This is a genomic window from Streptomyces zinciresistens K42, assembly GCF_000225525.1.
Classification (GTDB): Bacteria; Actinomycetota; Actinomycetes; order Streptomycetales; family Streptomycetaceae; genus Streptomyces; species Streptomyces zinciresistens.
In genome coordinates, this window is record NZ_AGBF01000004.1 from 49,929 (window position 1) to 64,851 (window position 14,923).

At 69.9% G+C, this 14,923-nt stretch carries 12 protein-coding genes and 1 riboswitch; of the genes, 6 read left to right on the forward strand and 6 right to left on the reverse strand.

The window, feature by feature from the left end:
* The first annotated feature begins 42 nt into the window (after positions 1-42).
* Complete coding sequence (gene cyc1 / locus SZN_RS02725; protein ID WP_086021322.1) at positions 43-1,128, forward strand: epi-isozizaene synthase; 1,086 nt, start codon at positions 43-45, stop codon at positions 1,126-1,128.
* The gene (locus SZN_RS02730) at positions 1,125-2,510 is read left to right on the forward strand and encodes a bifunctional albaflavenone monooxygenase/terpene synthase (protein WP_007491213.1); all 1,386 of its coding nucleotides are present in this window, start codon (positions 1,125-1,127) and stop codon (positions 2,508-2,510) included. Before cyc1 ends, SZN_RS02730 begins: the two co-directional genes overlap by 4 nt.
* Before the next feature lie 284 nt (positions 2,511-2,794).
* On the opposite strand, the gene SZN_RS02735 is transcribed toward SZN_RS02730, so the two are convergent.
* From SZN_RS02735 to SZN_RS02760, 6 genes are all read right to left on the reverse strand, one after another.
* Positions 2,795-3,808 (reverse strand): ribonucleotide-diphosphate reductase subunit beta, encoded by a 1,014-nt coding sequence (locus tag SZN_RS02735; RefSeq protein ID WP_007491214.1) that lies wholly within the window; start codon positions 3,806-3,808, stop codon positions 2,795-2,797.
* Positions 3,808-6,177: a ribonucleoside-diphosphate reductase subunit alpha gene (locus SZN_RS02740; protein WP_043727724.1), complete on the reverse strand. Its 2,370-nt coding sequence runs from the start codon at positions 6,175-6,177 to the stop codon at positions 3,808-3,810. Before SZN_RS02740 ends, SZN_RS02735 begins: the two co-directional genes overlap by 1 nt.
* 124 nt (positions 6,178-6,301) lie before the next feature.
* Positions 6,302-6,426, reverse strand: a riboswitch (cobalamin riboswitch).
* Between the two features lie 52 nt (positions 6,427-6,478).
* A complete protein-coding gene (locus SZN_RS02745) occupies positions 6,479-6,985 on the reverse strand; it encodes a GNAT family N-acetyltransferase (RefSeq protein ID WP_007491216.1) in 507 nt (168 codons plus the stop codon).
* A gap of 76 nt (positions 6,986-7,061) precedes the next feature.
* On the reverse strand, positions 7,062-8,690 hold the full coding sequence (gene mctP, locus SZN_RS02750; protein WP_007491217.1) for a monocarboxylate uptake permease MctP: 1,629 nt from the start codon (positions 8,688-8,690) through the stop codon (positions 7,062-7,064).
* A complete protein-coding gene (locus tag SZN_RS02755) occupies positions 8,687-8,950 on the reverse strand; it encodes a DUF3311 domain-containing protein (protein ID WP_078508398.1) in 264 nt (87 codons plus the stop codon). Before SZN_RS02755 ends, mctP begins: the two co-directional genes overlap by 4 nt.
* 135 nt (positions 8,951-9,085) lie before the next feature.
* Positions 9,086-9,850 (reverse strand): GntR family transcriptional regulator, encoded by a 765-nt coding sequence (locus SZN_RS02760; protein ID WP_007491220.1) that lies wholly within the window; start codon positions 9,848-9,850, stop codon positions 9,086-9,088.
* 359 nt (positions 9,851-10,209) lie between these two features.
* Between SZN_RS02760 and SZN_RS02765 the strand changes: the two genes are divergently transcribed.
* The 4 genes from SZN_RS02765 to SZN_RS02780 all read left to right on the forward strand — a co-directional run bounded on the left by SZN_RS02765 (position 10,210) and on the right by SZN_RS02780 (position 14,867).
* Entirely contained in the window at positions 10,210-11,487 is a 1,278-nt protein-coding gene (locus tag SZN_RS02765; protein WP_007491222.1) for an extracellular solute-binding protein, read from the forward strand.
* Positions 11,488-11,565: 78 nt separating this feature from the next.
* On the forward strand, positions 11,566-12,552 hold the full coding sequence (locus tag SZN_RS02770) for a carbohydrate ABC transporter permease (RefSeq protein WP_007491224.1): 987 nt from the start codon (positions 11,566-11,568) through the stop codon (positions 12,550-12,552).
* The gene (locus tag SZN_RS02775) at positions 12,549-13,379 is read left to right on the forward strand and encodes a carbohydrate ABC transporter permease (RefSeq protein WP_007491226.1); all 831 of its coding nucleotides are present in this window, start codon (positions 12,549-12,551) and stop codon (positions 13,377-13,379) included. Before SZN_RS02770 ends, SZN_RS02775 begins: the two co-directional genes overlap by 4 nt.
* Before the next feature lie 9 nt (positions 13,380-13,388).
* Positions 13,389-14,867 (forward strand): glycoside hydrolase family 3 protein, encoded by a 1,479-nt coding sequence (locus tag SZN_RS02780; protein WP_007491227.1) that lies wholly within the window; start codon positions 13,389-13,391, stop codon positions 14,865-14,867.
* The last annotated feature ends 56 nt before the right edge of the window (positions 14,868-14,923 follow it).

The following is a 14,923-nucleotide window of genomic DNA, read 5'->3' on the forward strand; positions in this document are numbered from 1 at the left end:
GCGTGCACAACTGAACAACTGGCGGCTGAGAGGGGTTTGTTCGTGCATGCTTTCTCACACAGCACCACATCGACACCGACGGCGGTCCCGGTTCCACCAGCGCTCTCGCTTCCGGTGATCGAGACGGCCTTTCCCAGGCAGCTCCATCCGTATTGGCCCAGGCTCCAGAAGAACACCCGGACCTGGCTGCTGGAAAAACGGCTGATGCCGGCCGACAAGGTCGAAGAATATGCCGACGGCCTTTGCTACACGGACCTCATGGCGGGCTACTACATCGGCGCGCCCGAGGAGGTGCTCCAGGCGATCGCGGACTACAGCGCGTGGTTCTTCGTCTGGGACGACCGGCACGACCGCGACATCGTCCACCGCCGCCCGGCGGCCTGGCGGCGGCTGAGGTTACGCCTGCACGAGGCGCTGGACTCCCCCGAGGACCACCTGCACCACGAGGACCCCCTGGTCGCCGGATTCGCGGACAGCGTGGTGCGGCTGTACTCGTTCCTGCCGGGCACCTGGAACGCGCGGTTCGCCCGGCACTTCCACGCGGTGATCGAGGCGTACGACCGTGAATTCCGCAACCGCGTCGAGGGGATCGTCCCCACGGTCGAGGAATATCTCGCCCTGCGCCGGCTCACCTTCGCGCACTGGATCTGGACCGATCTGCTGGAGCCGTGCGCGGGAGTCGAACTCCCGGACCGGGTACGGAAACACCCCGCATTCCGGCGGGCGGCCCTTCTCAGCCAGGAATTCGCCGCCTGGTACAACGACCTCTGCTCCCTTCCCAAGGAAATAGCGGGCGAAGAGGTCCACAATCTCGGAATCAGCCTCGTCACCCATCGCCGGCTGACCCTGGAACAGGCCGTCACCGACCTCAGGTGTCGGGTCGAGGACTGCATTTCCGAGTTCCTCGTCGTCGAACAGGAGGCCCTGGCGTTCGCCGATTCCCTCTCCGACGGAACGCTGTGGGGAAAAGAACTCGGCGCCGCCGTCCGGGCCTGTGTCTCCAATATGCGCAACTGGTTCAGCTCGGTCTACTGGTTCCACCACGAGTCCGGCCGGTACATGGTCGACAGCTGGGACGACCGGTCCACGCCCCCGTACGTCACCAACGAAGCGGCAGGTGAGAAATGACCGTCGAGTCGGTTAGCCCCGAAGCCACCCCCCGTGCGCCGTCGGAGCTGCGAGAACCGCCCGTCGCCGGCGGCGGCCTCCCCCTGCTGGGCCACGGGCTGAAGCTGGCCCGGGACCCGCTGGCCTTCATGGCCCAGCTCCGCGACCACGGCGACGTCGTGCGCCTGCGCCTCGGCCCCAAGACGGTGTACGCCGTCACCACGCCCGATCTCACCGGCGCGCTGGCCCTGAGCGGCGACTTCAAGATCGGCGGGGCGCTGTGGGAGTCCCTGGAGGGCCTGCTCGGCAAGGAGGGCGTGGCCACCGCGAACGGCCCGCTCCACCGCCGTCAGCGGCGCACCATCCAGCCCGCGTTCCGGCTCGACGCCATCCCCGCCTACGGGCCGATCATGGAGGAGGAGGCGCACGCGCTGGTCGACCGCTGGAAGGGCGGCGAGCCCCTCGACTGCACCTCCGAGGCGTTCCGGGTCGCCGTGCGCATCGCCGCCCGCTGCCTGCTGCGCGGTGACTACATGGACGAGCGGGCCGAGCGGCTGTGCGCCGCGCTCGCCACCGTCTTCCGCGGCATGTACCGGCGCATGGTGATCCCGCTCGGACCGCTGTACAGGCTGCCGCTGCCGCCCAACCGCGAATTCAACCGGGCGCTGGCCGATTTGCATCTCCTGATCGACGAGATCGTCGCCGAGCGGCGGGCATCTGGTCAAATGCCGGACGATTTGCTCACGGCATTGCTGGAGGCCGAGGACGAGAATGGCGACCCCATCGGGGAACAGGAGATCCACGACCAGGTGATCGCGATTGTCACCCCGGGAAGCGAAACGGTGGCGTCCACGATCATGTGGTTGCTGCATGTCCTCGCACAGCATCCGGAACAGGCCGACAAGGTGTGCGCGGAGGTCGAATCCGTCACCGGTGGCCGTCCTGTCGCATTCGAGGACGTCCGCGCCCTCAGGCACACGAACAATGTCATCCTGGAAGCGATGCGTTTGCGCCCGGCGGTCTGGATTCTCACCCGGCGGGCGGTGATCGACACCTCGCTCGGCGGCTATCGCATTCCGGCCGGGGCCGACATCATCTACAGCCCTTATGCGATCCAGCGCGACGAGAAGTCCTACGAGCGGAACCTGGAGTTCGATCCCGACCGATGGCTCCCGGAACGCGCCAAGGACGTGCCGAAGTACGCCATGACGCCGTTCAGCGTGGGCAACCGCAAGTGTCCGAGCGACCACTTCTCGATGGCGCAGCTGACCCTGGTCACGGCGGCCCTGGCCGCCCGCTACCGCTTCGAGCAGGTGCCGGGCTCCGACGACTCGACCCGGATCGGCATCACCCTGCGGCCGAACGACCTGCGGCTGAGGCCGGTGCCCAGGGACACCCCCTGACCGGTGTCCGGTCCCCGTGACGTCCCGCGCCAGGCGTGCGGCGTGGTCCCCGGGGCCCGGACGGACCGACGGCGGAGCGCGGCCGCCGTGACGGGCCCGGTCCGGCCGGCGGTCGCGCTCCGCCGTCCCGCCCGTCGCCTCCGGCGACTCCCGCGTCAGCGGTACCCGTTGACGCGGGAGTCGGCGGGACGGGGGATGTTCCGCTCCCCTGCGGGCAGCGGCGGGCGAAGGCGCGCGCCGACCGCCCGGTCAGGGAGGTCCAGGAGCGCGGGCGCGGCCCTCGCTCAGAAGTCCTCGTCCAGGTCGACGGTGCCCTCCACCGCCACCTGGTACGCCGAGGGCCGCCGCTCGAAGAAGTTGGTCAGCTCCTGAACGCCCTGGAGCTCCATGAAGGAGAAGGGGTTCTCGGAGCCGTACACCGGGGCGAAGCCGAGCCGTGTCAGACGCTGGTCGGCGACGCACTCCAGGTACTGCCGCATCGAGTCGGTGTTCATCCCCGGGAGGCCGTCACCGCACAGGTCGCGCGCGAACTGCAGCTCGGCCTCGACGGCCTCCCGCAGCATGTCGGTGACCTCCTCGCGGAGCCGGTCGTCGAAGAGGTCGGGCTCCTCCTTGCGGACGGTGTCGACCACGTCGAAGGCGAAGGACATGTGCATCGTCTCGTCGCGGAAGACCCAGTTGGTGCCGGTGGCCAGACCGTGCAGCAGGCCACGGCTGCGGAACCAGTAGACGTACGCGAAGGCGCCGTAGAAGAACAGCCCCTCGATGCACGCGGCGAAGCAGATCAGGTTCAGCAGGAAGCGGCGCCGGTCGGAGCGGGACTCCAGGCGGTCCAGCTTCTCCACCTCGTTGATCCACTTGAAGCAGAACCCGGCCTTCTCGCGGATCGAGGGGATGTTCTCCACCGCGTCGAAGGCCGCCGCCCGGTCCCGCGGGTCCGGGAGGTAGGTGTCCAGCAGCGTCAGATAGAACTGGACGTGCACCGCCTCCTCGAAGAGCTGACGGCTCAGGTAGAGCCGCGCCTCGGGGGAGTTGATGTGCTTGTAGAGGGTCAGCACCAGGTTGTTCGCCACGATCGAGTCGCCGGTGGCGAAGAACGCCACCAGGCGGCCGATGAGGTGGTGCTCCTCCGGCGTCAGCTTCGCGAGATCGGCGACGTCCGAGTGGAGGTCGACCTCCTCCACGGTCCAGGTGTTCTTGATGGCGTCCCGGTAGCGCTCGTAGAAGTCCGGGTAGCGCATGGGGCGCAGCGTCAGTTCGAAGCCCGGGTCGAGCAGGTTCTTCGTTTCGGCGGTCATCACTGGCAGGCCTCGCAGGACTCGGGGTTTTCCAGGGAGCAGGCGACGGCCTCGGGGTCGGCCGCCTGCCGGACGGGGACGGTCGCCTCGGGCCGCGCCTGGGCCCGTGCGGCGCGCGCGATCCGGGTCGCCGGGCGCGAGCGCAGGTAGTACGTCGTCTTCAGCCCGGACTTCCAGGCGTAGGCGTACATCGAGGAGAGCTTGCCGATGGTGGGCGTCTCCAGGAAGAGGTTCAGGGACTGCGACTGGTCGAGGTACGGGGTCCGGGCCGCCGCCATGTCGATCAGCGCACGCTGCGGGATCTCCCACGCCGTGCGGTACAGCGCCCGTACGTCCGCCGGGATCCAGGCGAAGTCCTGCACCGAGCCGCTGGCGTCGCGCAGCGCCTCACGGGTGCGCGCGTCCCAGACGCCGAGGGCCTTCAGCTCGTCGACCAGGTAGGAGTTGACCTGGAGGAACTCGCCCGAGAGCGTCTCGCGCTTGAACAGGTTGGAGACCTGCGGCTCGATGCACTCGTACACCCCGGCGATGGACGCGATGGTGGCGGTCGGCGCGATGGCGAGCAGCAGGGAGTTGCGCAGGCCGGTCACCGCGATCCGCTCGCGCAGCGCCGCCCAGCGCTCGGGCCAGGCGGGTGCGGTGCCGTAGTGGTCCGGGTGCAGCACACCGCGTGCCGTGCGGGTCTTCTCCCAGGCCGGCAGCGGGCCGTTGCGCTCGGCGAGGTCGGCGGACGCCTCGTAGGCGGCGAGCATGACGCGCTCGGCGATCCGCGTCGACAGGGCGCGGGCCTCGGGCGAGTCGAAGGGCAGCCGCAGCTGGAAGAACACGTCCTGGAGGCCCATCGCGCCCAGGCCCACCGGACGCCACTTGGCGTTGGAGCGGCCGGCCTGCTCGGTCGGGTAGAAGTTGATGTCGACGACCCGGTCGAGGAAGGTCACGGCCGTGCGGACGGTCTCGTCCAGCCGCTCCCAGTCCAGGTCGCCGTCGCGCACGAACGCGCCGAGGTTGACCGACCCCAGGTTGCAGACGGCCGTCTCGCCGTCGTCGGTGACCTCCAGGATCTCCGTGCACAGGTTCGAGGAGTGCACGACGTTGCCCGGCAGGGCCGTCTGGTTGGCCGTGCGGTTGGCCGCGTCCTTGAAGGTCATCCAGCCGTTGCCGGTCTGCGCGAGGGTGCGCATCATCCGGCCGTACAGCTCGCGGGCCGGGAGGGTCCTGCGGGCGAGCCCGGCCGCCTCGGCCTTCGCGTACGCCGCGTCGAACTCCTCGCCCCACAGGTCGACCAGCTCGGGCACGTCCGACGGCGAGAACAGCGACCAGGGGCGGTCGGCGTCGACGCGGCGCATGAACTCGTCCGGGATCCAGTGGGCGAGGTTCAGGTTGTGCGTACGGCGCGCGTCCTCACCGGTGTTGTCGCGCAGTTCCAGGAACTCCTCGATGTCGGAGTGCCAGGTCTCCAGGTAGACCGCGGCGGCGCCCTTGCGCCGGCCGCCCTGGTTCACGGCGGCGACCGAGGCGTCCAGCGTCTTGAGGAACGGGACGATGCCGTTGGAGTGCCCGTTGGTGCCGCGGATCAGCGAACCCCGGGAGCGGACGCGGGAGTACGACAGGCCGATGCCGCCCGCGTGCTTGGAGAGCCGGGCGACCTGGTGGTAGCGGTCGTAGAGGGAGTCCAGCTCGTCCTTGGGGGAGTCCAGGAGGTAGCAGGACGACATCTGGGGGTGCCGGGTGCCGGAGTTGAAGAGGGTGGGGGAGGAGGGGAGGTAGTCGAGGCGGCTCATGAGCCCGTAGAGCGCGGCGACTTCCTCCAGCGACCTCGCGCTGTCGTCCTCGGCGAGACCGGCGGCCACCCGCAGCAGGAAGTGCTGGGGCGTCTCGACGACCTTGCGGGTGAGGGGGTGCCGCAGCAGATAGCGGCTGTGCAGGGTGCGCAGTCCGAAGTAGCCGAAGCGGTCGTCGGCGCCGGGGTCGACGAGCGCGTCGAGGCGGGCGGCGTGCGTGCGCACGAACGCGGCGGTCCGGTCGGCGATCAGGCCCTCGCGGTGCCCCGTGCCGACCGACCCGGTGAAGCTGGTGACGCCCTGGGAGGCGGCCTCGGCCGCGATGGAGAGGGTGAGCAGCCGCGCGGCCAGCCTGCTGTAGGCGGGGTCCTCGGAGATGAGGCCGGCCGCCGCCTCGGTGGCCAGCTCGCGCAGCTCGGCCTCGTCGGCGCGGGCGGAACGGCCGCGCAGCGCCGCGGCGGCGACCCGGCCGGGGTCGGCGTCGGGGAGGTCGGCGGTCAGCTCCGTCAGAAGACGCAGCAAGGCGGTTCCCGGGGCGTCCTCGTGGGTGGGAACGGCTGAGGCCGGGTCTGCTGGCGCGATGGTCACGTGGGGGCTCTCCCTCGCTGGGCACAGGGCCTTGCGGAGGGCAGGGGGCAGCACACGAGCGCACACGGCGTCGCGTCCACCGGCCCATTCCACGAGGCCCGGACGTCAGGGCGCGCCGACCGGTCGGCCGGGCGCGCTGTCGGCAGGTCCTCGGACTGACTCCTGTGCACAGACGTGCACAAGTACACCGTTGCGGGACAGTTCCGGATTCGCACCGGATTCCCCTGCGGCGACAGCGAGCATGAGCATACATCTTGTGCTCACCCGCCACGCCACCCCCAGATGTTGTGTCGGGCTGGTTTCAGAGCGTCAACTGATAGGTGAGGAGCGTGAGGTCGGTCAGCTCCGGGAACGGGTTCCAGTCCCGTTCCGGTGTGCGAACGAAGCCGAGGCGTGCGTAGAGCCGATGGGCGGTGCGCATGGCGCGCTGCGAGGACAGGACGACGCTCCGGCAGCCCTCGGCGGCGCGCGCCCGCTCGACGCAGTGGCGTACGAGCGCCTCGCCGCAGCCCCGTCCGCGCGCCGCGTGGTCGACGGCGAGCATCCGGATCTCCGCCTCGCCGGGCCCGGCGATGTCGGCCATGGGCCCGCCCGCCGGGACGAAGGTCACACCGCCCAGCAGCCGGTCGTCCCCGACGGCCACGAGCACCCGTGCGGCGGCCGCGCGGCCGGCCACGTCCCTGAGCACGCCGAGGTAGGCGTCGCTCTCGGCGAAGTCGAGGAGGCCGTCGCGGAGGTAGGCGCGGGCGGTGAGGTCGCCGAGGGGGCCGTACTCGTCCGGTTCGGCCGGCCGGATCACGAGGTCCATGCGGCCGAGTCTGCCGCACGCGCACGGCGGCGGGCCACCGGGTTCCCCCGGTGGCCCGCCGCCGTCGTCGTACCGCTCAGTGGGAGGTGCCCGCCGTGGCCGGCGGCAGCTCCACCTGGACGCCGGGGTCCCCGGCGTCCGCGGTGTAGTCCTCCGGGCTGGTCTCGTCGACGCCGTCCGGGGCCTTCAGGGCCCTGAGGACGAAGGTCAGCACCACGGTGACGACCGCGTTGAGCACGAAGGCCGTCAGACCGATGTAGCCGATCTCGCCGATGCCCGGGATCTCCTTCGACGAGCCCCCGAAGTGCTGCTGGGTCGGGGAGGCGACGCCGTAGGCGGCGAGCGTGCCGTAGACCATGCCGACGGCCCAGCCGGCCAGCAGCGCCCAGCGGTGGAACCACCGGGTGAACAGCCCGCCGACCAGCGCCGGGAAGGTCTGCAGGATCCAGATGCCGCCCAGCAGCTGGAAGTTGATGGCGACCGTCTTGTCCATCGTCAGGACGAAGACCAGCGCGCCCACCTTCACCAGCAGGGAGACCAGCTTGGAGACCTTGGTCTCCTGGGCGGGCGTGGCGTCCGGCTTGATGAAGTCCTTGTAGATGTTGCGGGTGAACAGGTTCGCCGCCGCGATGGACATGATGGCCGCGGGCACCAGCGCGCCGATGCCGATCGCCGCGAAGGCCACGCCCGCGAACCAGTCGGGGAACATCGTCTCGAACAGCTGCGGGATCGCGAGCTGGCCGTTCTGCACCTTGATGCCGGCCGCGATCGCCATGAAGCCCAGCAGCGCGAGCAGGCCCAGCATCAGGGAGTACAGCGGCAGGATCGTGGTGTTGCGGCGGATCACCTCACGGCTGCGCGAGGACAGCGTCGCGGTGATCGAGTGCGGGTACATGAAGAGCGCGAGCGCCGAGCCGAGGGCGAGCGTGGCGTACGTCCACTGGCCCGCGTCGGCCGGGACCAGCGCGCCGCGCGGGGCGCCCGTGGCCGGGTTGGTCTGCGCGTAGGCCGCGCTCGCCTTGGCGAAGATCTCGTCGAAGCCGCCCAGCTTGATCGGGATGTAGATGATCGCCACCGCGATGACGATGTAGATCAGTGTGTCCTTCACGAACGCGATCAGCGCGGGGGCGCGCAGCCCCGAGGAGTAGGTGTACGCGGCGAGCACGCCGAAGGCGATGAGCAGCGGCAGGTCCTTGACGAACCAGTTGGTGTTCTCGCCGCCGCCGACGCCCATCACGTCCAGCACCGCCTGGATGCCGACGAGTTGCAGCGCGATGTACGGCATGGTCGCCAGGATGCCGGTGAGGGCCACCGCCAGCGACAGGCCCTTGGAGCCGAAGCGGCCGCGCACGAAGTCCGAGGTCGTCACATAGCCGTGCTTGTGGGAGACCGACCACAGCCGGGGCAGGAACGTGAAGATCAGCGGGTACACGAGGATCGTGTACGGCACCGCGAAGAAGCCCGCCGCGCCGGCCGCGTAGATCGCCGCGGGGACGGCGACGAAGGTGTACGCCGTGTACAGGTCGCCGCCGAGCAGGAACCAGGTGACCCAGGTGCCGAACGACCGTCCGCCCAGGCCCCATTCGTCGAGGCTGTGCTCGTTCTCGGCCCTGCGCCAGCGCGAGGCCAGGAAGCCCATGACCGTGACGGCCAGGAAGAAGAAGATGAAGACGCCGAGCGCGACGCCGTTCACACCGTCCTTCATCGCGACGCACCGCCCTTCCGCGCGGCGCGGGAGCGCTGGTCACGCTGCCACAGCTTGTACGCCACCATCGTCAGGAGCGTGGAGAGCAGCACCCACAGCATCTGGTACCAGTAGAAGAACGGGATTCCGGCGAGCACCGGATCGGTCTTGGCGTACGAACCCACCCACAGCATCGCCACGAAGGGCGCGACGAGGCAGAGCGCGATGACCACCCGCAGGGGCGTCACCACCGCTCCGTTCACTTCTGGCGCATCTGACATCTTGCGGCTCCGTCCCCTCGCCGATCACCTGAGAAACGCGCAGGCAATGTAGGTGACGGTGCGACGGCAGCGGAAGACCCCGTCCGCATATCGGATGTGGAGGAATGGTGTGCGCGCGGGCCGGGCCCGACGGCCTCAGTCCCGGGGGCGCTTGAGGCGTGCCACGAACTTGTAGCGGTCGCCGCGGTAGACCGAGCGCACCCACTCCACCGGCTGGCCCTCGCGGTCCAGCGAGTGGCGGGAGAGCATCAGCATGGGCAGGCCGACGTCGGTGCCGAGCAGGCCGGCCTCCCGCGGGGTGGCCAGCGAGGTCTCGATCGTCTCCTCGGCCTCGGCGAGATGGACGTCGTAGACCTCGGCGAGCGCGGTGTAGAGGGAGGTGTACTTCACCAGGCTGCGCCGCAGCGCGGGGAAGCGCTTGGCGCTGAGGTGGGTGGTCTCGATGGCCATGGGCTCGGCGTTGGCCATCCGCAGCCGCTCGATGCGCAGCACCCGTCCGCCCGCGGAGATGTCGAGCAGGTCGGCGAGACGGTCGTCGGCGGTGATGTAGCCGATGTCCAGCAGCTGGGAGGTCGGTTCCAGGCCCTGGGCGCGCATGTCCTCGGTGTACGAGGTGAGTTGCAGCGCCTGGGAGACCTTGGGCTTGGCCACGAAGGTGCCCTTGCCCTGGATGCGCTCCAGGCGCCCCTCGACGACCAGTTCCTGAAGGGCCTGGCGCACCGTCGTGCGCGAGGTGTCGAACTCCGCGGCCAGGGTGCGCTCGGGCGGGACGGGGGTGCCGGGGGCCTGGGTCTCCGTCATGTCGAGGAGGTGCTTCTTCAGGCGGTAGTACTTGGGCACGCGGGCGGTACGGACAAGGGCGCCGTTCTCGTTCTCCGCACTGCTGACGTCGGTGCTCATGCTCCGCCTTCCCGGCTCCGGCTGCGCCTCACATCGTGGCACGGCGGCGCGCGGCACGTCCCCGTACGCTCCGTGATCTCCCCTGTATACCGTCGCCGCTTCGTTTGGTCTAGTCCACCCCTGCTGAGTGGTCTACCGGAACTGTGCCCTCCGGGGGCCGGGTTTTCGAGGGTTTCTTACTTAAAGGTTCCTTCATATGTAGGTCGCATAACGGCTGGTCGGTGCAGTTTCGAGCACCCTTGACACGCTTTCTGGTCTGGTCCAAGCTCCCCCTACTGGTCTACACCATTGGTCCAGGTCCCGGCCCAACGCTCGTGCGGGGAGGCAGGGGGGTTTGTGGCATCCCTGAGGAGGGTGGCGTGAAGCGCAAGCTGATATCCGCGATCGGTGTCGCGGGCATGATGATCTCCCTGGCGGCGTGTGGGGGAGACAACGGCGACGGCGGGGGCAAGGCCGGGGCGGACGGCTACGCGGGCCAGACGCTCACGGTGTGGGTGATGGACGGCTCCTCCCCCGACCAGTGGCAGAAGGACGTCGCCGCCGCCTTCGAGAAGAAGACCAAGGCGAAGGTCAAGTTCCAGGTCCAGCAGTGGAACGGCATCCAGCAGAAGCTGACCACCGCCCTGTCGGAGGACAACCCGCCGGACGTCTTCGAGATCGGCAACACCCAGACCCCGGCATACGCCAAGACCGGCGGCCTCGCCGACCTCGGCGACCTCAAGACGGAGATCGGCGGCGAGTGGACGTCGTCCCTCAACGAGTCCTCCATCTTCGAGGGCAAGCAGTACGCGGCGCCCTGGTACTTCGCCAACCGCGTCGTCCTCTACAACAAGAAGATCTGGGCCGACGCCGGCATCAAGGACACCCCGAAGACCCGCGACGAGTTCTACGCGGACCTGAAGCAGATCGGCGACAAGACCGACGCCGAGCCCCTCTACCTGCCGGGCCAGAACTGGTACCACTTCGTCGGCCTGACCATCGGTGAGGGCGTCCAGCTGGTCAAGCAGCAGGACGGCAAGTACGTCTCCAACCTGGCCGACCCGAAGGTCGCCTCGGCGATGCAGACGTACAAGAAGTTCCAGGCGCTGTCCAAGGCGCCCAAGGACAAGGACGAGGCCACCCCGCAGCAGGCCGAGGTCTTCGGCAAGGGCAACGTCGGCGCCTTCATCGGCATGGGCTGGGAAGCCGGCATCGCCATCAAGGCCAACCCGAAGATCGAGAAGGAGATCGGCTACTTCACCATCCCCGGTGCCACGGCCGACAAGCCCGAGGGCGTCTTCCTCGGCGGCTCCAACCTCTCCGTCGCTGCGGGCAGCAAGAAGCAGGCCCTGGCCAAGGAGTTCCTGCGGATCGCCCTGTCCGACAAGTACGAGGGCGAGCTCGCCAAGATCAACGGCGTCATCCCGAACAAGGAGTCGCTCCAGAGCAACCTCCAGGGCAACGCGGTGGCCGAGGCCGCCGCGCCGGCCGCCGCGGGCGGCGGCACCACGCCGCTGATCCCCGAGTGGGCCGCCGTGGAGAACGCGCCCAACCCGGTCAAGACGTACATGACCGCCGTTCTCAACGGCAAGTCCCCGGCCGCGGCCGCCAAGCAGGTCGAGGCCGAGCTCAACAAGCGCCTGGCGCAGCAGCAGTAAGGGCCATGGGTGCGGGGGCCGGCCGTCGCGCGGCCCCCGCACCCTCGTTCCGTCAGGTCGAGAAGAGAGATCGCGAGCATGACCGTGCAGATCGAACGGCCGCCCTCCGGTCCGGTGGGCGTGGCCAACAAGCACCGGAGAGGCTCCGCGGGCGCGGGGCCCAGAGGCGCGTCCCGGGCCCGGGGGCTCGTCCCGTACCTCCTGCTGCTGCCGGCCTGCGCGGTCACCGTGCTGCTGCTCGGCTGGCCGCTGGTGAAGGACGTCCTGCTGTCGTTCCAGAACCTCAACATGGCGCAGCTGATCCAGCGCGTCACCGAGTGGAACGGCATCGACAACTACACGCAGGTCCTCACGGGCGCGGACTTCTGGCGCGTCACCCTGCGCTCGATCCTGTTCACGGCGGTCAACGTCGTCGTGATCATGGTGATCGGCACACTGGTCGGCCTGCTGCTGGCCCGGCTCGGCAAGCGGATGCGCTTCACCCTGATGATCGGGCTCGTGCTGGCCTGGGCGATGCCCGTGGTCGCCGCGTCCACCGTCTACCAGTGGCTGTTCGCCCAGCGCTTCGGTGTCGTCAACTGGGTCCTGGCCAAGCTGGGCTGGGAGTCGATGGCCGACTACAGCTGGACCAGCAGCCAGATGTCGACGTTCTTCGTGGTCACGCTCCTGATCGTCTGGATGTCGATCCCGTTCGTCGCGATCAACCTCTACGCGGCCACGACCACCATCCCGGCCGAGCTGTACGAGGCCGCGGCGCTGGACGGGGCCGGCGGGTGGAAGAGCTTCACCACGGTGACCCTGCCGTTCCTGCGCCCGTTCCTGTACGCCACGACGTTCCTGGAGATCATCTGGGTCTTCAAGGCGTTCGTGCAGGTCTTCACCATCAACGGCGGCGGTCCCGACCGGCTCACCGAGATCCTGCCCGTCTACGCCTACATCGAGGGCGTCGGCAACCAGCACTACGGCATGGGCGCGGCGATCGCCGTCCTGACCATCCTCATCATGCTCGGCCTGACCGCGTACTACCTCAGGATCGTGCTCAAGCAAGAGGAGGACGAGCTGTGAAGCGCTCGCTCTTCGGCCGCCTGTGGCCCAACGTCACGGCCGTCGTCCTGTTCGCCGGCTTCGTCTTCCCCGTGTACTGGATGTTCTCCACGGCGCTGAAGCCGACCGGCGACATCATCTCCGAGAACCCGGTGTGGTTCCCCACGAACATCACCTTCGAGCACTTCAAGCGCGCCACGAGCGTCGACAACTTCTGGACCTACGTCGGCAACTCGCTCATCGTCACGCTGTGCGCGGTCGGCCTCTCGCTGATCGTGGCGCTCGCGGGGTCCTTCGCCCTCGCCCGGATGCGGTTCAAGGGGCGGCGCGGCTTCATCATCGGCTTCATGCTGGCCCAGATGGCGCCCTGGGAAGTCATGATCATCGCGATCTACATGATCGTCCGCGACGCGTCGATGCTGAACAGCCTCGTACCGCTGACGGCCTTCTACATGATGATGATCCTGCCCTTCACCATCCTGACGCTCCGCGGCTTCGTCGCCGCGGTGCCCCGGGAGCTGGAGGAGTCCGCGATGGTCGACGGCTGCAGCAGGTCCCAGGCGTTCCGCAAGGTCATCCTGCCGCTGCTCGCCCCCGGGCTGATGTCCACGTCCCTGTTCGGCTTCATCACCGCGTGGAACGAGTTCCCGCTGGTCCTGGTACTGAACAAGGAGGCGGAGGCGCAGACCCTGCCCCTGTGGCTGTCCAGCTTCCAGACCGCCTTCGGCAACGACTGGGGCGCGACGATGGCGGCGTCCTCCCTCTTCGCCGTGCCCATCCTCATCCTCTTCGTCTTCCTGCAACGCAGGGCTGTCAGCGGTCTGACGGCCGGCGCCGTGAAGGGATAACGCCACCCGATGACGACTTTCGCCAGCGGCACAGACACCCTCACGCGCGACGCGCTGACGGTCCTGCAGCCCGGTTTCACCGGAACCACCGCCCCCGACTGGCTGCTGCGCCGGCTCGGCGAGGGCCTCGCGTCCGTGGGCCTGTTCGGCCGCAACATCGCCTCGCCCGAGCAACTGGCCGCGCTCACCGCCCAGTTGCGGGCCGAACGCGACGACGTGCTGGTCGCGATCGACGAGGAGGGCGGCGACGTGACCCGGCTGGAGGTGCGCAACGGCTCCTCCTTCCCCGGCAACCACGCCCTCGGCGCGGTGGACGACCCGGAGCTGACCCGGCAGGTGGCCGCCGAGCTGGGCCGCCGCCTGGCGGCCTGCGGGGTGAACCTCAACTGGGCGCCGTCCGCGGACGTGAACTCCAACCCCGCGAACCCGGTGATCGGCGTCCGCTCCTTCGGCGCCGACACCGCCCTGGTCGCCCGGCACACCGCGGCCTACGTCACCGGCCTGCAGTCGGCGGGCGTCGCCGCCTGCACCAAGCACTTCCCCGGCCACGGCGACACGGCCGTCGACTCCCACCACGCCCTGCCCCGCATCGACGCGGACGCCGCGGTCCTCGCGGAACGCGAACTGGCCCCCTTCCGCGCGGCCATCGCCGCCGGCAGCCGGGCGGTGATGAGCGCGCACATCCTCGTGCCCGCCCTGGACCCGGACCACCCGGCCACCCTGTCCGGCCCGGTCCTGACCGACCTCCTGCGCGGCGAACTCGGCTACACCGGCCTGATCGTCACCGACGGGATGGAGATGCAGGCCATCGCCGCGACCTACGGCATCGAGCGCGGCAGCGTGCTCGCCGTCGCGGCCGGCGCGGACGCGATCTGCGTGGGCGGCGGCCTCGCCGACGACGAGACGGTACGGCGGCTGCGCGACGCCCTGGTCGGGGCCGTGCGCGCGGGCGAACTGGCCGAGGAGCGGCTCGCCGAGGCGGCCGAACGCGTCCGCGAACTGGCCCGCTGGACGGCCACGGCGGCCGTCCCCGAGGGCGAGGCCCGGCCCGAGATCGGCCTCGTCGCCGCGCGCCGGGCGCTGCGGGTGACCGGCGCCGCCTTCACCCCGCTCACCGAGGCGCCCTACGTCGCCGCCTTCACCCCGGTCGCGAACATCGCGGTCGGCGACGAGACCCCGTGGGGCGTCGCGGCCGAACTGGCCCGGCTGCTCCCCGGCACCGGGACCGGCAGCTTCAGCGGCGAGGACGCGGGCCGGGCCGCGCTCGCTGCGGCGGAGGGGCGGCGGCTGGTGGCGGTCGTCCGCGACGAGCACCGCCACCCCTGGATGGGGGCGGCGCTGGACGAACTGCTCAAGGCCCGCCCCGACACGGTCGTCGTCGAGATGGGCGTCCCGCAGGCGCCCGCGAGGGGTGCCCTGCACCTCGCCACCCACGGCGCCGCCCGCGTCTGCGGTCTCGCGGCGGCGGAGGTCATCGCGGGCCGGTAGGACCCCGCGTACACGGACGGCGCCGGCTCCCCGCGGGGGAGCCGGCGCCGTCCGTG